Annotated in this window: 24 protein-coding genes; 1 reads left to right on the forward strand and 23 read right to left on the reverse strand. The window is 36.3% G+C overall.

Annotation, left to right across the window (positions count from 1 at the left end):
- Positions 1-251 precede the first annotated feature (251 nt).
- The 12 genes from topA to mtaB all read right to left on the reverse strand — a co-directional run bounded on the left by topA (position 252) and on the right by mtaB (position 12,242).
- Positions 252-2,324: a type I DNA topoisomerase gene (topA, locus tag Q5O30_RS05195; protein WP_021952695.1), complete on the reverse strand. Its 2,073-nt coding sequence runs from the start codon at positions 2,322-2,324 to the stop codon at positions 252-254.
- 32 nt (positions 2,325-2,356) lie between these two features.
- Positions 2,357-3,448 (reverse strand): DNA-processing protein DprA, encoded by a 1,092-nt coding sequence (gene dprA / locus Q5O30_RS05200; RefSeq protein WP_021952696.1) that lies wholly within the window; start codon positions 3,446-3,448, stop codon positions 2,357-2,359.
- Positions 3,445-4,965, reverse strand: coding sequence for a YifB family Mg chelatase-like AAA ATPase (locus tag Q5O30_RS05205; protein ID WP_021952697.1), 1,521 nt, complete (start codon positions 4,963-4,965; stop codon positions 3,445-3,447). The genes dprA and Q5O30_RS05205 overlap by 4 nt, the downstream gene beginning before the upstream one ends.
- 77 nt (positions 4,966-5,042) lie before the next feature.
- Positions 5,043-5,705 (reverse strand): RNA polymerase sporulation sigma factor SigK, encoded by a 663-nt coding sequence (gene sigK / locus Q5O30_RS05210; RefSeq protein WP_366459400.1) that lies wholly within the window; start codon positions 5,703-5,705, stop codon positions 5,043-5,045.
- Positions 5,706-5,759: 54 nt separating this feature from the next.
- Positions 5,760-6,986 carry a U32 family peptidase gene (locus tag Q5O30_RS05215; RefSeq protein ID WP_021952699.1) on the reverse strand — a complete coding sequence of 409 codons (1,227 nt, stop codon included), beginning with the start codon at positions 6,984-6,986 and terminating at the stop codon, positions 5,760-5,762.
- Between the two features lie 19 nt (positions 6,987-7,005).
- Positions 7,006-7,650: an O-methyltransferase gene (locus tag Q5O30_RS05220; RefSeq protein WP_021952700.1), complete on the reverse strand. Its 645-nt coding sequence runs from the start codon at positions 7,648-7,650 to the stop codon at positions 7,006-7,008.
- A gap of 24 nt (positions 7,651-7,674) precedes the next feature.
- Complete coding sequence (locus Q5O30_RS05225) at positions 7,675-8,085, reverse strand: endolytic transglycosylase MltG (RefSeq protein WP_021952701.1); 411 nt, start codon at positions 8,083-8,085, stop codon at positions 7,675-7,677.
- A gap of 12 nt (positions 8,086-8,097) precedes the next feature.
- On the reverse strand, positions 8,098-9,759 hold the full coding sequence (locus Q5O30_RS05230; RefSeq protein ID WP_021952702.1) for a ribonuclease J: 1,662 nt from the start codon (positions 9,757-9,759) through the stop codon (positions 8,098-8,100).
- Positions 9,760-9,809: 50 nt separating this feature from the next.
- Complete coding sequence (locus tag Q5O30_RS05235) at positions 9,810-10,076, reverse strand: DUF1292 domain-containing protein (RefSeq protein WP_021952703.1); 267 nt, start codon at positions 10,074-10,076, stop codon at positions 9,810-9,812.
- Positions 10,077-10,126: 50 nt separating this feature from the next.
- The gene (ruvX, locus tag Q5O30_RS05240) at positions 10,127-10,546 is read right to left on the reverse strand and encodes a Holliday junction resolvase RuvX (protein ID WP_021952704.1); all 420 of its coding nucleotides are present in this window, start codon (positions 10,544-10,546) and stop codon (positions 10,127-10,129) included.
- Positions 10,547-10,627: 81 nt separating this feature from the next.
- The gene (locus Q5O30_RS05245) at positions 10,628-10,888 is read right to left on the reverse strand and encodes an IreB family regulatory phosphoprotein (protein WP_021952705.1); all 261 of its coding nucleotides are present in this window, start codon (positions 10,886-10,888) and stop codon (positions 10,628-10,630) included.
- A 46-nt stretch (positions 10,889-10,934) separates the two neighbouring features.
- Complete coding sequence (gene mtaB, locus Q5O30_RS05250) at positions 10,935-12,242, reverse strand: tRNA (N(6)-L-threonylcarbamoyladenosine(37)-C(2))-methylthiotransferase MtaB (protein WP_021952706.1); 1,308 nt, start codon at positions 12,240-12,242, stop codon at positions 10,935-10,937.
- Positions 12,243-12,419: 177 nt separating this feature from the next.
- Between mtaB and Q5O30_RS05255 the strand changes: the two genes are divergently transcribed.
- Positions 12,420-12,647, forward strand: a complete 228-nt coding sequence (locus Q5O30_RS05255; RefSeq protein WP_021952707.1) for a hypothetical protein — start codon at positions 12,420-12,422, stop codon at positions 12,645-12,647.
- 52 nt (positions 12,648-12,699) lie between these two features.
- Here the strand turns inward: Q5O30_RS05255 and thiI are convergent, their stop codons facing one another.
- The 11 genes from thiI to Q5O30_RS05310 form a co-directional block, all read right to left on the reverse strand.
- Positions 12,700-13,881 carry a tRNA uracil 4-sulfurtransferase ThiI gene (gene thiI, locus Q5O30_RS05260; RefSeq protein ID WP_021952708.1) on the reverse strand — a complete coding sequence of 394 codons (1,182 nt, stop codon included), beginning with the start codon at positions 13,879-13,881 and terminating at the stop codon, positions 12,700-12,702.
- 5 nt (positions 13,882-13,886) lie between these two features.
- The gene (locus Q5O30_RS05265; protein WP_021952709.1) at positions 13,887-15,041 is read right to left on the reverse strand and encodes a cysteine desulfurase family protein; all 1,155 of its coding nucleotides are present in this window, start codon (positions 15,039-15,041) and stop codon (positions 13,887-13,889) included.
- 13 nt (positions 15,042-15,054) lie between these two features.
- A complete protein-coding gene (locus Q5O30_RS05270) occupies positions 15,055-15,792 on the reverse strand; it encodes a 16S rRNA (uracil(1498)-N(3))-methyltransferase (RefSeq protein ID WP_021952710.1) in 738 nt (245 codons plus the stop codon).
- Positions 15,793-15,796: 4 nt separating this feature from the next.
- Entirely contained in the window at positions 15,797-16,762 is a 966-nt protein-coding gene (gene prmA / locus Q5O30_RS05275; RefSeq protein WP_021952711.1) for a 50S ribosomal protein L11 methyltransferase, read from the reverse strand.
- 88 nt (positions 16,763-16,850) lie between these two features.
- Positions 16,851-17,030 (reverse strand): DUF4250 domain-containing protein, encoded by a 180-nt coding sequence (locus Q5O30_RS05280; RefSeq protein WP_021952712.1) that lies wholly within the window; start codon positions 17,028-17,030, stop codon positions 16,851-16,853.
- 65 nt (positions 17,031-17,095) lie between these two features.
- Positions 17,096-17,488, reverse strand: coding sequence for a hypothetical protein (locus Q5O30_RS05285; RefSeq protein WP_021952713.1), 393 nt, complete (start codon positions 17,486-17,488; stop codon positions 17,096-17,098).
- A gap of 14 nt (positions 17,489-17,502) precedes the next feature.
- Positions 17,503-17,991 (reverse strand): small multi-drug export protein, encoded by a 489-nt coding sequence (locus Q5O30_RS05290; protein ID WP_021952714.1) that lies wholly within the window; start codon positions 17,989-17,991, stop codon positions 17,503-17,505.
- A 58-nt stretch (positions 17,992-18,049) separates the two neighbouring features.
- A complete protein-coding gene (locus Q5O30_RS05295; protein ID WP_021952715.1) occupies positions 18,050-18,778 on the reverse strand; it encodes a polysaccharide deacetylase family protein in 729 nt (242 codons plus the stop codon).
- Positions 18,779-18,874: 96 nt separating this feature from the next.
- A complete protein-coding gene (locus tag Q5O30_RS05300; RefSeq protein WP_021952716.1) occupies positions 18,875-20,983 on the reverse strand; it encodes a heavy metal translocating P-type ATPase in 2,109 nt (702 codons plus the stop codon).
- A 188-nt stretch (positions 20,984-21,171) separates the two neighbouring features.
- The gene (locus tag Q5O30_RS05305) at positions 21,172-21,528 is read right to left on the reverse strand and encodes a helix-turn-helix transcriptional regulator (RefSeq protein ID WP_021952717.1); all 357 of its coding nucleotides are present in this window, start codon (positions 21,526-21,528) and stop codon (positions 21,172-21,174) included.
- 316 nt (positions 21,529-21,844) lie between these two features.
- Positions 21,845-22,969 carry a phosphopentomutase gene (locus tag Q5O30_RS05310; RefSeq protein ID WP_021952718.1) on the reverse strand — a complete coding sequence of 375 codons (1,125 nt, stop codon included), beginning with the start codon at positions 22,967-22,969 and terminating at the stop codon, positions 21,845-21,847.
- Positions 22,970-23,104 lie beyond the last annotated feature (135 nt).

Below are 23,104 nucleotides of genomic sequence, written 5' to 3' on the forward strand. Positions count from 1 at the left end.
TGTCTGATGTCCAAAATGAACACCTGCTTCTAATAACTGTTTCATTGAAATAACGCTCATTTTAATACCTCCTGGTTTTTTTAATATTATTTTTGATATCGTCCCGGCAATTATTCCGGCAAATATCATACCTTCCATCTGCTTCACCGAATCAGACAACCCCGAGCGTGGGCACCCGTCTGCTTCTCCACCGATGTGCTTAATGCAACTTCATTATCATACCATATATAAAAAACATTGGCAAGATTTTTTTACCTGTCTTTGTTTTCCTTACTTTCAACATAACCACACTCTGCATTGGCACAGGCTAACTTATTACCTTTTTCTACCATATAACCTCCACACTGTGGACACTTCTTTGTGGATGGCTTCTGCCATGACATAAAATCACACTCCGGATAATCAATACATCCGAAATATCTTCTGCCCTTTTTGGTTTTTCTGATGATAACATCCTTTCCGCATTTAGGACAAGGCACTCCTGCCTTTTCAAGATACGGTTTAGTATTTTTACACTCAGGAAATCCCGGACATGCCAAAAACTTTCCGTGAGGTCCATACTTAATTACCATTCGTCTGCCACATTCTTCACAGATTTCCTCGGACTCCTCATCGGCAATTTTTATTTTTTCTAATTTCTTTTCAGCTTCCTTTACCATTTCATCAAGGTCAGGATAGAAGTTTCTTATGATTGTCTTCCATTCCACGGTACCCTCTTCCACGGCATCAAGAAGTGATTCCATATTGGCAGTAAAAGCTGTATCAACAATAACGGCAAATGCTGTTTTCATTACATTATTTACCGCTTCTCCTAATTCGGTAACATACAGATTTTTCTTTTCTTTTATAACATAGCGTCTTCCAATAATTGTGCCAATAGTAGGTGCATAGGTACTTGGACGTCCTATTCCCTGCTCTTCCATTGCCTTTACCAGGGCTGCTTCAGTAAAGTGAGCCGGTGGCTGTGTGAAATGCTGATTTTCCTCAAATTCCACAAAATCCAGTTCCATTCCTTTTTCTAACTTGGAAACAGTATTATTTGTTACCACTTTTTCGTTATCACTGTCTGTATAAACCTTCATAAATCCGTCAAAATCCAACTTAGATGTTGCAGCATTAAAAATATATTTTCCTGCGGCAACCTTTACATTAGTTGTCTCATATACTGCACTTTGCATACGGCTTGCAACGAATCTCTTCCATATTAATTGATATAATCTGAACAAATCCCTTGGAAGCTGTGCCTTTATACTATCCGGAAGAAGGGTAACATCTGTAGGTCTTATGGCTTCGTGAGCATCCTGTATCTTTTTACCGGATTTCTTTGTAGTAACCTCTTTAGTCATATAGCTTTCGCCATAGTTATTTTCAATAAAATCCTTTACCTGGGCTTCTGCTGTTTCAGAGATTCGTGTGGAATCTGTACGCAAATATGTGATAAGACCGATACTTCCACGACCTTTTATTTCCACACCTTCATATAACTGCTGGGCTATTCTCATAGTCTTTTGTGTGGAAAAATTAAGAGCCTTTGAAGCTTCCTGCTGCAATGTACTTGTGGTAAAAGGAACCGGTGCCTTTCTTGACCTGTTGCCTTTTTTTACATCACTTACAGTGAACCTTGCAGCCTTTAATTCCTTTACGATTCCATCTAACTGCTCTTTTCCCGTGATTTCAATTTTTCCTTTTTCATTTCCGTAAAAGCTTACCTTGAAATCCTTCTTATTGTATTTCAAAACCGCATCCATATCCCAATATTCCTTAGGAATAAATGCGTTTATTTCATCTTCTCTGTCACAAAGCATTCTTAATGCAACAGACTGGACTCGTCCTGCACTAAGTCCTCTCTTTATTTTCATCCATAGAAGCGGGCTTATACTATATCCAACCATTCTGTCCATAACTCTTCTTGCCTGCTGTGAATCCACAAGATTCATGTTTATCTCTCTTGGATGCTTAAGAGACTCCTTTACTGCCGGCTTTGTAATTTCATTAAATGTAATTCTGGCAGTTTTCTTTGGGTCTAATTTTAATGCATTAGCCAAATGCCATGAAATAGCCTCTCCCTCACGGTCCGGGTCAGTTGCCAGATAAACTTTGTCTGCTTTTTTTACACAGCGTCTAAGTTCTGCCAGCTTGTCCCCTTTTCCACGTATGGTAATATATTTCGGTTCATAATCATTTTCAAAATCAATACCCATCGTGCTTTTTGGCATATCTCTGACATGACCATTTGAAGCTACAACTTCATAATTTGAACCCAAAAATTTTTTAATTGTATTCACTTTTGCCGGTGATTCCACAATAACAAGATATTTTGCCATAAGACTTCCCCTTAACTAAAAATAATCTGAATTTATGTATTTTTTATGGAAAAATAGTTCTCATAAGGTTGTTCTATAAGTCCTTCTAATTGTAATTTCAGCAACATTGTAACTATCTTCTCATATACTATGCCTGTAGTTTCTATTAATTCATATATACTTTTTGGCTGTAAACCTAACTCACTATACAACATCAAAAAATCTTTTTCAAGTATTTTTTCTTTTGCCTTTTCTTTCTTTTGCTCATAATATGCATTATATCCAAGGTCTGAGAGAATGTCATCCACATTTGTAACAATACCTGCTCCTGACTTTATAAGCCTGTTACATCCCTGACTTAATTTGTCGTCTACCCGCCCCGGAACCGCCATTACATCTCCTCCCTGCTCTAATGCCCACTCAACAGTTATTAATGAGCCACTGTTCTCCCTTGCCTCTATTACCACTATTTTGTCCGCCAGCCCACTTATTATCCTGTTCCGCTGTGGGAAATGCCATCCTTCCGGTGAACTTCCCGGAGGATATTCCGATATAATTCCGCCATTATTTATTATGTCCCCATATAACTCAATATTTTCCACCGGGTAGCAAATATCAACGCCACTTCCAATAACTGCATAGGTACTCATACCTCCCTCTATTGCTCCTAATTGACTATATGTATCAACTCCCCTTGCCATTCCACTTATTACCTGCACGCCCCTTTCCGACAGCTCTTTCCCTATTTTTTTTGCCATGTTTCTTCCATAATTAGAGCATGCCCTTGCCCCTACCATTGCCACTGCCGTGGCATTTTCATCCGGTAATTTTCCTTTGTAAAATAAAAAATAAGGTTTATGGTCAAAAGGTATAAGTTTTTCAGGATAATTTTCATCATCTACCGACACAAACTTTATATTGTTTTTCTCAAGTTTTTCAAAATATTCCTTAGGATTAAATCTTTCAATATGCCTTAAAAGTTCTGCTGCTTCTTCACTTTTAAGTCCCCCTGCCTCCACTAATTTCTTCTGGGTTCCATTAAATATTTCCTGTACATCTTTTAGATTTTTCATTATTTTTTGAATTTTTGTAAAATACATCTTAGGTGCCGTGGCTATGCATCCCCACATTTCCTGCTTGTTCATAGTCCCCTCCTTACTGACATGGCTTTATAACTTACTGCCTCTGCAATGTCCTCATATTTTATTTCCTCATGATTTTTTAAGTCCGCTATGGTTCTTGCGGTTTTTAATATTTTTTCATACGCCCTTACACTTAAATCCATATTTTCATATATCTGTCCTATAAGTTCCTGCTCTTTTTTTCCAAGATTGCAGTATTTCTTTATGTTTTCTCCTTCTAACTGACTGTTAAATCTGATTTTTTCATTTTCATACCGTTTCCTCTGAATCTCCACAGCCTTATTTACCCTTTTTCTTATTTCTTCTGAACTTTCCTCTGAAGACTCCCTTGTTAAATCAAAAAAATCCACATTATTCATATGTACGCACAAATCAATTCTGTCTAATATTGGACCACTGATTTTTTCTAAATATTTGTTTACATCCCTTTCCGTACAACTACATTTATTTCTGTCGGGATAATACCCGCATTTGCAGGGATTCATTGAAGCAAGAAGTATAAAATCCGCCGGAAATGAATATGTCCCACCTTTCCTTGATATGACAATTTTCTTGTCCTCTAAAGGCTGCCTCATAGCCTCCATTACTCCTCTGGAAAACTCCGTAAATTCATCCATGTACAGCACTCCCCCGTGAGCCATGGTCATTTCTCCCGGCTTTGGATTTATTCCGCCCCCTGTCATGGCCGTTACCGTTGTGGTATGATGAGGATTTCTAAAAGGCCTTTCTCCTACCAGATTTCCCTCTAATTTCCCTGCTATACTTTGTATTTTTGATATTTCTATTTTTTCATTTTGTGACATCTCAGGAAGTATGGTTTTCATAGCCTTGGCAATGGCAGTTTTCCCTGTTCCGGGCGGCCCCACCAGCAAAATATTATGCATGCCTGCCGCAGCTATTTCCGCTGCCCTTTTTGCCATTACCTGCCCCTTTATCCACTTAAAATTATGTTCATAAACTGTAGATATATTTTCTTCTTCTATTTCTTCCTTTATTTGATAATTCTTATATCCGCCACTTACAAGTAACATAACCAGTTCATTTAAATCTTCTACTCCAATTACCTTTATGCCCTTTATATATCGGCATTCTCCAACATTCATAGCCGGCACAAAACAATATTTCATTCCCCTTTCCATAGCATGCAAAACTATAGGTAAAACTCCATTTACAGCTACTACCCGTCCACTTAGGCTAAGTTCTCCCACAAACATTTTATCATCTAACCTGCACTTTATTATATCAAGGCACCACAAAATAGACACTGCCACCGGCAGGTCAAAATACGTTCCTGCCTTTCTTATGTTTCCCGGAGAAAAATTAATTGTTATCCGCTTAGGTGGAACTAAAAACCCCGAATTTTTTATTGCTGTTCTCACCCTTTCCCTTGACTCTTTTATATCATAAGACAAAAGGCCTACCATATCAAAAGATGGCAGACCATTACATATATCTGTTTCAACTATTACAGGCAGTACGTCCACTCCCATAATAGCTGCACAATTTACTTTACACACCATAATCTATCCTCTTTGTATATTAAATTTTGGTGTCAAAAGTGCTATTCTTTTTTCATTGTCATATTGACTATTTTATATCACATTAAGTATGAATTGTCAAAAGCTTTTTTCAATTTTTCCAGTGCCTTTTTTTCAATTCTGCTAACATAGCTTCTTGATATATTCATTGCTTTTCCTACGGCTTTCTGGGTCATAGCTTCCTCTCCCCCTAAACCGTACCTCATAACAATAATTTCCCTTTCCCTTTTTGACAGAACCTTTTCCACATATTGCCTTACCCTTACCACATCTTCCGCATTTTCCATTTGCTTTAGTGCATCAATTCCGTCATTTTCCATAATGTCCATAAGGCTTATTGTATTACCTTCCTTATCCATCCCAATAGGTTCATTTAGTGACACTTCCCTGTTTTTCTTTTTTTCTCCCCTAAGCATCATAAGCAGTTCATTTTCAATACACTTTGATGCATATGTCACCAGTCGCTTTCCCTTTTGGGGATTGTAGGTATTTACCGCCTTTATAAGGCCAATTATCCCTATGGAAATCAGCTCTTCATTCTCCCTGTTTTCTGAATAATATTTTTTGGCTATGTGAGCCACAAGCCTTAAATTTCTTTCAATTAGTATGTCTTTTGCTTCCTTGTCTCCATTCTGAAATCTCTCTATCCAATGATTTTCTTCCGTAGGTGTCAAAGGTTCTAAAAAACTTTTCACACTTTCCCCCGCGACATACTTAATTATATTATCTTATGATAAATCGCCATTTCCCGTGCATGTCTTTACAGGTTTATTTTACTACTCTTTTACTCTAAGCACGTCTCCCCTTTCAGGAGTCTCACTTAATTTAACCAATAACTTCTGCTTTGGGTGAGGACAGCTTTCCATTTCATTCCCCTCCTCATCCTTTATGGAAATAACATTAACCTCTATGTCCCTTCCATCCGGCTTCATTACTTCTATTTTTTCCGAAACACTAAATTTATTCTTCTGTTCGAGAACAAATTCACCATTGTCTGAAACTTCCCTTACAATTCCTAAATATACATAATCTCTCTCATATACGTTGTTATCATATATCTGAGTTGTTTCGTCAGGCTTTCCAAAGAAAAATCCGGTAGTATACTGTCTGTAAGTACACTGGGAAATCCATTTTCTGTAAAGCGGAAGATTCTCCCTGTATTTGTCAGTGCTTTCTAAATAATCATCAATTGCTTTTCTATAAGTTCTTGCAACTGTAGCCACATACAAAGCTGTCTTCATTCTTCCTTCAATTTTAAAGCTGTCTATTCCTGCATCAATTAATTCAGGAATATGCTCTATCATACACAAATCCTTTGAGTTAAATATATATGTGCCTCTTTCATTTTCCTCCACCGGCATGTACTGTCCCGGTCTTGACTCTTCAACCACTGCGTATTTCCAGCGGCACGGATGGGTGCAGGCTCCTTTATTGGCATCTCTTCCTGTCATAAAACTGCTAAGAAGGCATCTGCCTGAATAGGAAATACACATTGCTCCATGGACAAAGGTTTCAATTTCCATATCATCAGGAATATTTTCCCTTATCTGCTTAATTTCATTAAGGGACAATTCTCTGGCGGAAACCACTCTTTTTGCCCCTAAATTGTACCAGAAATTGTATGTTCCATAGTTAGTGTTATTTGCCTGAGTGCTTATATGAAGCTCCATATCCGGCAGAATTTCCTTGGCTATGGTAAATATTGCCGGATCAGAAATAATAAGTGCATCCGGCTTAACTGTCTTTAAATCATTGAAATATACCTTAACCGGCTCAATATCCGCATTATGAGCCAAAATATTTGCCGTAACATATACTTTCACTCCATGCTCATGGGCAAAATCCACTCCTTCTTTCATTTCCTCTAAAGAAAAATTTTTAGCCTTAGCCCTAAGACCGAAAACTTCACCACCAATATATACTGCATCTGCACCATACCTTACAGCTGTCTTTAACACTTCAAGACTGCTGGCAGGCACTAACAATTCCGGTTTTCTTCTCATATTAAAACACTCCTGTCTTCTATTTTTTAACAGATATTGTTATTCCATCACCTATTGGAACAATACTTGTCTCTAATTCCTCATGATTTTTTACTACTTCTAAGTATTCCCTCATTCTTTTATGAATGGTTCTGTCTCTTCTTTCCACCACAAATCTTGACTCAATAAGGTCTCCTTCCTGCAATACATTATCTGTAATGAGAACTGCTCCTTTTTTCATCAGACGCAAAACCTCCGGCAAAAAGTAAATGTACTGCGCCTTTGCTGCATCCATAAATACAAAGTCAAACTGTTGTGACGGAAGAGTCTTCATAACCTCTGTGGCATCGCCTTCAAGAAGTTCAATAATCTGTCCTTTTCCTGACAATTCTATATTTTTTTTAGCCTCCACAATTCTTTTTTCATAATTTTCAATTGTGGTAATTTTCCCGTCTTCATCTATACATTCACTCATTAAAATGGCTGAGTACCCTACTGCAGTACCCAGCTCTAATATTCTTTTCGGCTTTTTAATGTATAACATTACCCTTAGAAAGCTTTCCATTTCCTTTCTTATAATAGGTACGTTATCAATATGTGCCTGCTCTTCAATTTTTTCCAAAACTTCGCTGTTTGTTTTTTCTAATGAATGTATATATGATACTATCCTTTCGTTTACTATCATATTATCCTCCATAATACAGGGCAATTACTGTGCATCTTCCCCTTGTTCAGTTGTATTTTCCTTTTTATTCTCTTCCGGACCTGCGCTTATGGTTTTAAAAATTTCTTCCCCTGTCCATGAAGTGTTAAAGGTATAGGTTCCGGGCTTTATGGTTTTTACAGTATAAATATATGACTGTACCACAAAAGCATTTGCATCTTCTATTACTCCATATTCTTCCAAGGTTTTGCCAAACTGCTTTATGGTTGTGCCTTTGTCAACAGTAAAGGTCATGTCCGTTCCCGGCTCTTCCTCAACACCATTGCTGTTAAATATCTTTGAGCCAAAATTAAAGGCTGCTGTGGCACATACCACAATTATAATAACCATTACAATATATTTAAGCATCTTTATTGATACATTGGCAAAGCCCTGTGAAGTTTTCCTATTATTCATATAAACTCCTGACTATTCAACTTCCATTATAATTGGCAGAATCATCGGACTTCTTCTCATGGTCTTCCACAAATATTCTCCAAGACTGTCTTTAACAACCATTTTGATTTTTCCCCAGTCCACATTTCTGCCTTCAAGACATTCCAAAAGTGCCTGTGTTACTACTTCCTTTGCATTTTCAATAAGGTTTTCAGATTCCCTTACATAAACAAATCCACGGGTTACAATATCAGGTCCTGCAAGAATCTGATTTGAATATTTTTCCAGTGTAAGAACAACTATTATTATTCCGTTTTCTGCAAGGTTTTGTCTGTCACGAAGAACAATATTTCCAACGTCACCTACTCCTAATCCGTCAACTAACACGGAACCTGCCGGAACTCTTCCTGTAATGCCTGCACTATCCTTACCAATGCTTAAAACATCACCGGATTCCATAATAAACACATTTTCCTTTGGTATTCCCATATCCTGTGCCAAACGTCCGTGCTGTCTTAAGTGCTGATATTCACCATGCACCGGAATGGCATACTTAGGCTTAATCAAAGCATACATAAGCTTAATTTCTTCCTGGCATGCATGACCTGAAACATGGGTGTCCTGAAAAATAACGTCTGCTCCCTGCTGGTATAATTCATTCATAACCTTTGATACGGCTTTTTCATTTCCCGGAATAGGTGTTGAACTAAATACTATGGTATCATTTGGTTTAATACGCACCTTTCTGTGAAGAGATGCTGCCATACGTGACAGAGCTGCCATGGACTCACCTTGACTTCCTGTAGTGATAAGAACTAACTGGTCATCAGTGTAATTTTCCATTTCTTCTATACTGATTAGTGTATTGTCAGGAATCTTTAAATATTCCATTTCCCTTGCTACGGAAATAATATTTACCATACTTCTTCCTTCAACAATAACTTTTCTGTTATATCTGCATGCCGTATTTATAATCTGCTGCACTCTGTCCACATTAGATGCAAATGTAGCAATAATAATTCTGTTTTTAGTGTGTTCTGCGAAAATATGATCAAATGTTTTTCCTACTTTTCTCTCTGACGGTGTAAAGCCCGGACGTAAAACATTAGTGCTGTCACACATAAGTGCCAAAACTCCACGTTTTCCCAGTTCACTAAATCTCGCAAGATTTATGGCATCACCAAATACAGGTGTATAATCAACCTTAAAGTCTCCGGTGTGTACAATAACCCCTACCGGCGTATGAATAGCCAATGCTGCTGCATCTGCTATACTATGGTTTGTTCTGATAAATTCTATTCTGAAACCTCCTAAATGTATACTTTGTCCGAATTTTACAACTTTTCTCTTAACTACATCAAGGAGCTCATGCTCTTCTAATTTTCCTTCAATAATTCCTATGGTAAGCTTTGTTCCATATACAGGAACATTAATTTCCTTTAATACATATGGTAATGCTCCAATGTGGTCTTCATGTCCATGGGTTATTACAAAACCCTTAACCTTATCAATATTTTCTCTTAAGTAAGTAATGTCTGGAATTACACAGTCAATTCCCAACATATCGTCATCAGGAAATGACAAACCGCAATCCACAACAATAATACTGCCATTGTACTCAAAGGCAGTCATGTTCATTCCTATCTGTTCAAGACCTCCCAGTGGAATAATTTTTATATTTGAATTTTCACTCATCTATTATTTTTTCTCCTTATTATCTCAAATTTACCCTTCTTATAAATATCCTATTTTGAAATATCTATGTCCTCTAACAGTTCAGAAAATACTTTTCCTATGTAGTCTATTTCCGAATCTTCAACTACCATTTCATAAACTGCCTCTTCATCTTCTTCCTTTGATATATCCTTTAAGATATAAGCCTCAGCCTCTTCTTCGTCTCCCTCGTCTTCCGTAACAAGAAGATAATTAACATTATTAATTCTGGTTTCCTCAACCACATACATTTCTACTTCATTTCCGTCTTCATCAATAAAAACAATCTTTTCTTCCATTAAATAAAATACCTCTAACTATTTTTCCTTAAAACTGATTTAAACTAAAACTAATTATTGCTGTTTAAATAATCCTCTAAAATAACCTGCGCTGCAACCTGGTCAACATATTTATACCTGTCTTCCCTTTTAATACCTGCTAAGTCCATAATCTCATAGGCTTCCACCGTGGTAAGCCTTTCGTCCTGAAATATTATTTCAAGGTTAGTCCTTCTGTGTAACATAGTTGCAAACTCTTTTGTTTTCTCTACTCTTTCTCCCTCGCTGCCGTCTAGCATAACCGGGTAACCCAACACGATTTTATCAACATTATATTCATTAATAAGTGCTTCAATTCTTGCCAAAGTCTTCCTTAACTTATTTGGCGAATCTCTTCTGACTATTTCAATTCCCGTAGCAGTAAGACCTAACTCGTCACTTACAGCCACTCCCACTGTTTTTGAACCGAAATCTAATCCCATTATTCTCATAGTTTAACCCTTAATCTTTTATTTTACGCACTTTACCTAAAAAAGAGCATAACTACTAAAGCTACATTTTTTTCAACGCAGTTATTTTAATTTATTATTAATGTAATATTTTACAGCCTCTTCTATGAGCTCATCCCGCTCGACTTTCATAATAAGACTTCTTGCATTTTTGTAGCTTGTAATATAAGTCGGATCTCCGGACATAATATAACCCACTATCTGGTTTACCGGATTATATCCTTTCTCAGCTAACGCCTCATATACCTTTTCGAAAATCTCTTCCACGCCTAACTTAGTTTCAGGCTGAACTCTAAAAAACTGTGTATTGCCTAAATTGCTCATCTTATCACGTCCTTTTTTTGCCTTTTAATGGCAGTATATTGTAATTTTAATATAAAACTTTCCTAGTGGCAAGCATTATTTCATTATCAATAAAGTCTTTAAGGAAAACTTCTTCTATTTTTCCTGCCAGATTTTCCTTAGTTTCCACAGCCACCTCTATGTATTCTTTAGTGTGACCTACCTGATATTTTATTCCATTTATTTCCTTTTCCTCCTCAAAAAGCACCGATACTTTTTCCCCGATTTTTTCTTTTCTGTAGTTTTCTTTTAAAGATTCTCCCACTGAAATCAAATCTTCGCTTCTCTTTGATTTTATGGTTTCATCTACCTGTCCTATCATTTTTGCCGCAACAGTTCCGTCTCTTCTTGAATATTTAAACACATGAAGCTCTGAAAACCCTACTTTTTTTACAAACTCTCTTGTTGTTGCATAGTCTTCATCACTTTCCTGCGGGAACCCAACAATTACGTCTGTGGTAAATGCGGGATTTATAAATTTCTCCCTGAGAAGCATGCATTTGTTATAATATTCTTCTGATGTGTAATGTCTGTTCATGGCTTTTAACGTTGTATCGCATCCGCTTTGCATGGACAAATGGAAATGAGGACAGATTTTTGTAACTTTTGATAATCTGTGGGCAAATTCCTCCGTTACCACTTCCGGGTCAAGGGAGCCTAATCTTATACGTTCAATTCCTTCTGTATTTTCAGCTAATTCTATTACATCTATTAATTTCTTTCCATTATCGTCATAACAACTTAAGTTAATTCCCGTAAACACAACTTCCTTAAATCCGTTATTTGCCAATCTTTCCAATTCATCTTTTATACTATCCATTTTTCTGCTTCTTATTCGCCCTCTGGCATAAGGAATAATGCAGTATGAGCAGAAATTGTTGCATCCGTCCTGAATTTTCAAATGAGCCCTGGTATGCTCCGTAACAGTGGCAATTTCCAAGTCCTCATATTCATCAGTCTTATTTATGTCAATAATATAATTCTTTTTGTGTTCCTTAAAATATTCCTGTAATATTTCCACAATTTCTTTCTTTTTGTTATTTCCCACAATTATGTCTATGGACAAATCCTCTGCAATTTTCTCAGAGGCTGTCTGCACATAGCAGCCTGTTGCCACCACAATGGCACCTTCATTCATTTTCTTTGCCTTATGAAGCATTTGTCTTGATTTTCTGTCAGCCATATTAGTTACAGAACATGTATTTACTATATATACGTCGGCTTTCTCAGAAAAAGGAACTATCTCATACCCTGCATTTGCAAGGAGCTGGGACATTGCCTCTGTTTCATAAGAATTTACCTTACATCCTAAGTTGTGTAATGCTACCTTTTTCATTCTAATCTCCAAATATTTTATTTTAAACCTTTCTTTTTAAAGCCTCTGCACCTTATACAAATTTACACTAATTTAACCTATATTTAATTGTAATTTTGTTATTTGTTCTCATTGAACAAATGTTAAATCCGTGCTATTATGTAAAAGAAAGAGATAAAAAAAGAGAGGTGTACAAATATGAAAACAGTTACTATTAATTTAGGCTCTATCGACAAGGTTAAATCATTTGTAAATGATATCACAAAATTTGATAACGACTTCGACTTGGTTTCAGGACGTTATGTTATAGATGCAAAATCTATTATGGGCATCTTCAGTCTTGATTTGTCAAAACCAATTGATTTAAATATACATAACGAGGACAATCTTGATGAAATCCTTGAAGTTCTTAAAAAATACGAATAAAGCCTAAGTGGCCGGCTAATTTTTTAGTCAGCCACTTTTTTTGTGTCTTTTTTTAGTTGTTAATTTCTATTACTTCTACTGTGTCAATTGCTTCCTTAAACATTCTGTCTATTTCCTCAGCTAAATGAGTTTCTGAATTTTTAATTACATTAATATTAGGTTTTGTAACCGGATGTTTTGCCACAAAAGTTGTACAGCAATCCTCATATGGAAGTATTGATGTTTCATAGCTTCCAATCTTTAATGATACATCTACTATTTCCTGTTTATCAAAAGCTATTACAGGTCTGAATACCGGAAGTGTACATACCTCATTTGTTGCTGCAAGACTTTGCATGGTCTGGCTTGCCACCTGTCCTATCGACTCACCGGTAATTAATGCCTGTGCTCCTTCTTCCTTTGCAAAATATTCAGCTATTCTCATCATATATCTTCTCATAATAATAGTCAGTTCATCGTGAGGGCATTTATCATATATATACATCTGAATATCTGTAAAATTAACTACATATAACTTCATTGGTCCTGAATATTCAGATACGATTTTTGCCAAATCCACTACCTTCTGTTTTGCTCTTTCAGATGTGTATGGAGGTGCATGGAAGTATACTGCATCCACTACTACACCACGCTTTGCAGTCATCCATCCTGCTACCGGGCTGTCAATTCCTCCTGACAACAAAAGCATTGCCTTTCCTGCTGTTCCTACCGGCATTCCTCCCGGTCCCGGAATTATTTTTGAATAAATATTTATATGATTTCTAATTTCAATGGTTAAAATCACATCAGGGTTATGAACGTCAACCTTTGTTTCAGGAAATGCCTCTAGAATTCTTCCTCCCATTTCCGCATTAATTTCCATTGACTCCATAGGGTAATTTTTTCTGGCACGTCTTGCCATAACCTTAAATGTAAAATTCTTATCCTCATAATTTTCATCAATATATTTTATAACCTGATTTGCTAAATCCTCAAATCCGTTATCTTCAATTTGTACCATAGGACAAATTCCCACAATACCAAATACGTGCTTAAGAGCATCAACAACTTCATCAAAATCATAGTCGTTTTCAGCTGTTGCATATATTCTTCCATATTCCTTTGTGACCTTGAAATCACCGTCAACTTTATCTAATGCCCTTCTTGCATTGTCAACTAAAGCATCTTCAAACAAAAATCTGTTTTTTCCCTTTACCCCGATTTCCGCATACTTTATTAAAAATGATTTAAACATTTCCTTTATCTCCTTACATATTTTCTTAAAACCGGAAGAAGCTTTGTTATTTCTTCCACTGCATAATCTACTTCTTCCTTTGTGTTAAATTTGCAAAAACTAAATCTTATGGTGGAACCTAACAAATCCTTATCTACCTTCATTGCCTTTAATGTTTCACTTACGGCAGGTCTGTTAGATGAGCAGGCACTTCCTGCTGACACATATATTCCTTTATCTTCAAGAGCGTGTAACAATACCTCACTTCTTACCCCTGAAAAGCTTGCACTTACAATATGGGGAGCACCTTTATCTCCCTTTCTGCTGTTTATTGTAACACCTTCTATGCCGCTTAATTTATCAATAAGATAGTCTTTTAAGTCTGTCATGATTTTTACGTTTTCTTCTAAATTATCATAACATTCCTTTGCCGCTAAACCTATTCCTGCAATTCCCGGAACATTTTCCGTTCCTGAACGCATGCCTTCCTGCTGCCCCCCTCCTAAAATTATAGGATTGATTTTAGTATTTTTCTTTATATAAATAAAACCGCTTCCTTTAGGTCCATGTATCTTGTGTCCGCTAACGGTTAAAATATCAATGTTGTCCTTTTTAGGTCTAATTTCCATTTTACCAAAGGCCTGAATGGCATCCACATGATAAACCACCTTTGGATTTACTGTTTTTATATATTTTCCTATTTCGTGAATTGGCATTATGGCACCAACTTCGTTATTTACATACATTATTGACACTAATATTGTGTCTTCACTCATCTCTTTTTTTAGTGCCTCTAAATCCACCACGCCGTATTCATCCACAGGAAGGTATACTACGTTATATCCCATTTTTTCTAAATACTTCATTGGATTTGCCACGGAAGAATGTTCTACCTTTGTGGTAATTACCTTATTTCCACTTCTTTTATTTGCCTCAACAGAACCTATTATTGCCATATTATTTGATTCTGTTCCACCGGATGTAAAATATATTTCCTTGCTATCTACCTTTAAAATATCAGCAATACAGTCTTTAGCATCCTTTATATATTTTTCTGCCTCTACGCCTATCATATGCATAGAAGATGGATTTCCATAATCCTTTGTCATTGCATCTACAACTATATTTTTTACATTTTCAGTTACTTTAGTAGTAGCTGAATTGTCGAAATACGCTTCCATTTGTGTTTCCTCACTATTCTTCCGTCAAATACATTATTACCGACATAATTGTCATACCGGCTGTTTCCGTTCTTAAAATTCTTTTTCCAAGAGTTATTTGCTTTGCACCATATTCTGCTGCCTCTAAAACCTCTTCCGGTGCGAACCCTCCTTCAGGTCCTATAAAAATTCCAACAGACATACCTTTTTTTATTTTTGAAACTATATCCCTTGTAATATCCATATTTTCAGCCTCTTCATAAGGAATCAGAATCATATCCATGTTGGTTGCCATTTCCAACGCCCTGCTAAAAGACACCGGCTGTAAAACCTTGGGGATAATTCCTCTTTTTGACTGTTTTGCGGCACTTTCCGCTATAAGATTCCACCTTTTTGTTTTGGCTTCCGCCTTTTTTGCATCTAACTTAACAACACATCTTTTAGTGGCAACAGGAACTATTTCATATGCCCCTAACTCCACCATTTTTTGAATAACCGTTTCCATTTTGTCTGACTTTGGAAGTCCCTGAAACAAAGTAACTTTAACAGGAAGTTCCCTTGCAGGACCGTTTACATCTTCTATTATAACCTGAACTTCATCCTTTAAAATGTTATCTATGGAGCATACATATTCCCTGTCCATACCATTACTTATTAAAACCTTCTCTCCCACATTCATTCTCAAAACATTTCTTATGTGGTTTACATCTTTTCCCGTAATGGTAATTCTGTCCTCACCGATTTGGTTTTCCTCAACAAAAAATCTATACATTTCTCTACCTTTTTTCTGCCATAACAGCCCGCCAGTCGCCTTGTTTAACTACATCTGTTAATTTTAATCCTCTGTTATTTTCCACCGCTTCCTTTACTGCTTCTTCCTTCATATAAATAATTCCTGAGGAAATAAATATTCCTCCATCCTTTAAAAATCTATCCACAATACCGGCAATTGGAATAATAACATCCGCCAAAATATTTGCCACCACAACATCATATTTTTTATTTTCAAATTTTTGTTGCATTTTTTCATCGTCTAACACATTTCCTAATATAACTTCAACGTCATCCATAGGGATTTTATTGACCTTAAAATTATCATACACAGCATCTATTGCAGCCTGGTCTATGTCTGTCATATCCACATGTCCTGCCCCTAACTTCTTTGCAACAATGGATAATATGCCGCTTCCACAGCCTAAATCCAATACTTCATCACCGGCTTTTATATACTTTGTAAGCTGGTTAATGCAAAGCTGTGTTGTTTCATGTTTCCCTGTTCCAAAAGCTGTTCCCGGATCAATTTCAATCATCTGCATATGGGAATACTTTTCATCTACACTCTCCCATGTAGGTTTAATGTAAAAATCACCTACCGTAAATGACTTAAAATATTTTTTCCAGTTATTAACCCAGTCCACGTCCTCTGTAGTGGATTTTTCTATGCTTCCTTCACCTATATTAATAAAACCGTTTACTTCCTTTAACTTTTCCCTTAAACTTTCCAAGAGATTTTCGTCATTTTCATCATCAGCATTTTCTTCCGTATAAAAACTGATATATGCCACACCGTCATCTTCCGGCAAATCCGGCAGATAATCAATGAACATTTTCTCCTTTTCCTCCTGGGTAATCTGGAGATTATCCTCTATCTGTATTCCGTTAATTCCTAATTCTATCATAATACCACTGACAAAATCTGTAGCTTCAGTGGTTGTTTTTAAAGTGTATTTATTCCATTTCATAATAAAAAACCTCGTTATATTGATAAATAATCTACAACTGAATTATCATATCATATTAACGGGGTTTTATCAAACTTACCATTATATTTTATACAAACTGATTTGATGTGGCATCATAGCTATAATTGATTTTTTCCAGTTTTTCTTCTATCTCACTTTTATCCACATCCTTTGCCCTGCAAAAATCATCAAGGCTTCCGTAAAAATCTCTTAAATTGGTATTTACAACGCTTAAAAGCATAACCGGGTCTTTGGGTAATGTATCCATTTAAACTTCTCCCTTCATTCGGCGGCAGTTCGCCAAAAACATTTATAGAAATGAACTTCGTTCATTTAGTTTTTGGCTCCCCAAAGGAGGTATCCTATAATGATGCCCACAAATACTCCTATAATTAAATGTAGTATCCTCATTATATCCGGTCCCTTAGGTGTTTCCGTATCTTTATATTTTTTTCTTTCTTTTCTGTTAAATATTACAATGTCAATTGCTAAAACTATGCTTCCCACAAAGGATATTATAAACGTAACTATTGTTACTAATATAGCCTGCTGTATTCCAGAAATTGCCATCATTACTGAAATAAACGCAATTAAGGCTGATGGAATGGTTATTGCCATGGTTATTTTTCCAACCATTCCCGGGGTGTATTTCCCATCTGTGGTTCCCTTAGTGATGTTCTTCTGTCCTTTATACATATAGTCGTAATTCATTTGTTTCTTTGCCATACAACGCTCCATTCTTAAACTGTAGCACTAAATGCCGACACTCCCAAGGCACTTAAAACTCCCATTATTATACCTGCTAAAAGTACGCCTCCCATGCAGGCTATTACGCTCTTTTTAAAATCCATATCTAAGAAGCTTGCTGCCAATGTTCCCGTCCATGCACCTGTTCCCGGAAGAGGTATTCCTACAAATAACATAAGGGCAACATAAAGTCCCCTTCCTGCCTTTGACTTAAGTTTCTCCCCTCCACGCTCACCTTTGTCTATGCACCATGAGAAAAACTTTCCAATATATTTTTTATCTGCTCCCCATATTAATACCTTTCTTGCAAACAAAAATATTATAGGTACCGGAAGCATATTTCCAATAACACAGATAATGTAAGATGTAACCATTGGAAGCCCCATTCCTGCTGCTATGGGAATGGCTCCTCTAAGTTCAACAATTGGAACCATAGATACCAGGAAAACTATTAAATATTTATAAATAACTGCTCCAAACATATTTATATCTCCTTAAGTTTTTATTTAAAATCTCCCGTAAAGTATAACATCCCACTGATTATTCCACAACTTGTTTTTTTATTAAATTAGAATCCTCTATTTGGTCCACCGTCACAAACTGATATCCCTTACTTTGTAGTTCATCCACAATTTTAAGTGCTGCATCAACAGATGTTCCAAAAATATCATGTAACAATATTATATCCCCGGGGCGGGTGCTTTTAATCACTCTTTTTGCCACAACATCTGCATTTCTATCCTTCCAGTCCTCCGGGTCTACGCTCCACAGCACAATTGACATATCTGTTTCTTCTAACAGTTTTTCATTCCAGTCCCCGTAGGGAGGTCTTAAAAACTTAGGCTTTTCTCCTGTTATTTCCTTAATGGCATTATTGGTATCCTCAATTTCTTTTTTTGCCTCATTATATCCGGTTTTTGCCAAATCTATGTGGGTATACGTATGATTTCCAATTACATGCCCGTCTTTTTTCATTCGCTTCACTATCTTTTCAGAATAAGAAATCCTCTCTCCTGTAAGAAAGAATGTTGCCTTGACTCCCCTTTTTTTTAGTCCTTTTAATAGTTTTTCCGTATATTTTGTGCTTGGTCCGTCATCAAATGTTAATGCCACCCTTGGAATGGTACCTTTCATGTCACTTATATTTAAATTTGCTTCACTGGTTTTTACGGATTCCTTATTATCAGGTACTTTTCCAAAAATAAAACATATTATTAAAATGCATAAAATAATTACTTCTGTTACAATTACAACCGTCGTTTTTTTCATTTTCTACCATTATTAGTCTTTATTAATTATCATATTCAAAAATGGCTGCATTTAGACATAAATCTAATGCAGCCATTCCTGTTATATTCTGACTAATTATTTAGCTGTTCTCATTGCATTTAAAATTGCCAGTACACAAACACCTACATCTGCAAAAACTGCAGCCCACATAGTTGCTATACCAACTGCCGCTAATACAAGAACGGCAACTTTTACTACTAATGCAAAGATAATATTCTGCTTTGCTATAGACAGGGTTCTTCTTGATATTTTAATTGCCTTTGTAATATTTTTCGGATTATCATCCATTAATACAATATCCGCCGCTTCAATTGCAGCATCGCTTCCCATGGCTCCCATGGCAATTCCCACGTCTGCTCTGGCAAGAACCGGTGCATCATTTACACCATCTCCCACAAATGCCAATGTTTTGCTCTCCTTTAAAAGTTTCTCTACATGAGATACCTTGTCTGCCGGAAGTAATTCTGAATGAACTTCGTCAATTCCTAATTCCTTAGCAATGCTGTCTGCGATTTCTTTTCTGTCACCTGTAAGCATTACCGTCTTTTTAACACCTAATTCCTTTAATTTCTTAATTGTCTCCTTAGATGTTTCCTTAATTTGATCCTCAATCAGGGCGTATCCTAAATATTGTCCGTCAACAGTTACATATACAACCGTTGCTGCACCTTGCGCATTATCACAGGCAATACCAAACTGATCCATAAGTTTCTTATTTCCTGCAAGAATAGTGCTTCCGTCTAACTGTGCTTTTATACCTTTTCCATGTATTTCCTCTATGGAAATTTCATTCTGTCTTGCCTCAATATCAAAGTAGGCTTTTGAATCAGTAATCTTCAATGCGTCCTTTAATGATTTTGCAATAGGATGATTTGAATATATTTCCGCAATAACTGCCGCCTTTAAAAATTCTAAATCGGACACCTTTGAGTTTATTTTGCTAACCTTGAAAATTCCTTTTGTTAAAGTTCCTGTTTTATCAAATACGATTGTGTCACATCCTGATATTTTTTCTAAGTAATCGCTTCCCTTTACCAGAACACCTTTAGTAGATGCAGCACCTATTCCTGCGAAGAAACTAAGGGGTACTGATATTACCAGGGCACAAGGACATGATACAACTAAAAATGTTAAAGCACGGTAAATCCATGGCTGCCATGTTTTGGCAAAATCAGCAATGTTTCCACCTAATACGAAGCTTACAACAAGGGGAGGTATTATAGCTAATACCACTGCACAGGTAACAACAATCGGTGTGTACACCTTTGCAAATCTTGTAATAAATCTTTCTGTTTTTGCTTTCTTACCACTTGCATGTTCAACTAATTCAAGTATCTTTGAAACTGTTGATTCACCAAATTCTTTTGTTACTTTAATTGTAAGGGCTCCATTTATACTAATTGAACCACTGATTATATCATCTCCTGCCATCGTTTCTCTTGGAAGACTTTCTCCTGTAAGAGATGATGTATCAATGCTTCCCTGACCACTTATAACCACACCGTCAAGAGGAACCTTTTCTCCCGGTTTTACAATAATTGTATCACCGATTTTTACCTTTTCAGGTGATACCTTTTCATAAGAGCCGTCCTTCTTTAAAAGATTTGCATAATCAGGTCTGATATCCATTAAATCTGTAATGGAATCTCTTGATTTATCAACGGCGTAATCCTGGAATAATTCACCTACCATGTAGAATAACATTACGGCACATGCTTCAGGATACTGTCCTACGAAAAATGCTCCCAAACTTGATACTGTCATAAGGAACTGCTCATCCATAGCTTTTCCTTTAAAAAGTTTTTTTATGGCATTTAATACAATATCTCTTGCTGTTAAAAGATATATAAGGAGATATGTTATAAGCTGTGCCGTGTCAATGTCTATGGTTTTAAACAATCCCGGAATATGAAATATCACCATGGCAATTAAAAATACCACAACTCCCGCTACTGTTTTTCTTAAGTCAATTTCTGCACCATCTTCGCAACAGTCACATCCATGGCTATGTCCGTGATGATCATGATCGTGACCGCATGAGCAATGATTATGATCGTGATGATGTTCATGTTCATGGTCATGGTCATGACCACATGAACAGTGGTCATCATGGCTGTGACCGGCACTTCCACCTTCATGACTACGTTCATTTTTTCTGTTTATTATTTTGTCATATAAATTCATTGTCCTTCCTCCTAATTAATTATTGTAGCGCCACTCCCTTCGGTCAGCGGCATTTCGTCGGAAACGTTTATAGAAAATGAACTTCGTTCATTTTGTTTCCTCCTCAGATGTAGCGCCCCCTCCCTTCGGTCAGCGGCATTTCGTCGGAAACGTTTATAGAAAATGAACTTCGTTCATTTTGTTTCCTCCTACTCCATAACGTGTTCTAGGCCCTGATTTAATATGGACTGGATGTGTCCGTCATCTAATGAATAGTATATAGTTTTTCCCTCTTTTCTGTACTTTACTAACCGCATCTGTTTTAAAATTCTAAGCTGATGTGATACTGCTGACTGTGTAAGTCCTAAACTTTGCCAAATATCACATACGCACAACTCACCTTCTGACAATGCGTATAAAATTTTAATTCTGGTGGAGTCGGCAAACACCTTAAAAAATTCTGCCAAATCACAAAGCATACCTTCGTCCGGCATATTTAAGCTTCTGCTTTCTACCACATCATCATGGTGATGATGCTCTCCACAACTCTGTAACTTTTCTTCCATATGATTTACCTGATACTTTTATGTATCATTCCTTTCTTTCAAACATATGAACCATTGTTCATATGTTATATTATTATATATGCCATAATATGTCAATAGTTTTTTGCACAAAAAAAGAAACTGCCATGGGACATTTTTATTTATCAACATGACAGTTTCAATATGATGAAATTACTACTTTTTAACTTTTACCGTTTTTACTTTACTCCACTTTCCAAAATATTTTATACCCTTTATGCTACCTCAATATAGCTTTATCTTATACCAGATACTATGATTATATAAGGTGTAATATTTTTATTTCAGTGTTATTTTTTTAAATGTTAAGACTTTCACATACTACCTTTGAAACATAAGAAAATCCCTTTATTATTCCAAGATTTTTCGGTTTAATATTTTTATTGTAAATTAGCAAAGGAACGTATTCTCTTGTGTGATCCGTAGTCATTGTAAACGCCGGATCACAGCCATGGTCGGCTGTAATTATCAGCAAATCCTCATCCCTTAACTGTTCCATAAATCCACCTAAAAACCTGTCAAACTCCGTTGCCGCATTAGCGTAACCTTCAATATTTCTTCTGTGACCATACAGCATATCAAAGTCAACTAGATTAAGGAAACACAAGCCGTTAAAATCTTCTTTTGCAACCTGAGCGATTTTTTCCATTCCCTCCTGATTTCCTGTGGTGCGATAAAATTTAGTTATTCCTCTGTTATTAAAAATATCAACAATTTTTCCAATGCTTATAACTTCTTTTCCGGAATTAGTTATCTTGTCAAGCATTGTATCCGCAAATGGAGACAATGCAAAATCATGACGTCTGGTGGTACGTTTAAAATCATCCTTATTCGTACCCTCAAAAGGTCTTGCAATAACTCTTCCCACAGCCATATCTCCTGTTAGCATTTCTCTTGCTATACGGCAATATTCATATAATTCTTCTACAGGAACTATCGACTCATTAGCTGCAATCTGACACACACTATCTGCACTGGTGTACAAAATCAACGCTCCCGTTTTCATATGCTCCTCACCATAATCCTTTATTACCTCCGTTCCTGAATATGGCTTGTTGCATAAGCATTTTCTTCCTGTTTTCTTTTCAAATTCTTTTACAAAACTATCCGGAAAGCCCTGTGGGAAAGTTGGCATAGGTTTATGACTTACAAGTCCTGCTAATTCCCAGTGTCCAATAATAGTATCCTTTCCCATGCTTTCTTCCTGCATTTTTCCATACATTCCTATTGGATTTTCAACGCCTTCCTTATAATCCGTACCTTCAACATTAAACAATCCAAGTTTAGTCATATTGGGGCAGTTAAATTTAGGACTGCCACTTATGGTTCTAAGAGTATTGGCTCCTACGTCTCCGAATTTATCAGCATCCGGTGCCTCCCCTATTCCAAAGCTGTCTAAAACAATTAAAAACACTCTCTTCATTTTTGTTTCCTCCTTATATTCTCAGGGCCAAATCCCAAGGGTAATATTTCCTTTAATTTGAATATTTTATAATTATTCTCATTAACTGCCAATATTATTTCAAATGATTCAGGATTACAAAATTCCATCATCACC

It is taken from the genome of Eubacterium sp. CAG:161 (assembly GCF_000432355.1).
Lineage (GTDB): Bacteria > Bacillota > Clostridia > Lachnospirales > Lachnospiraceae > Eubacterium_G > Eubacterium_G segne.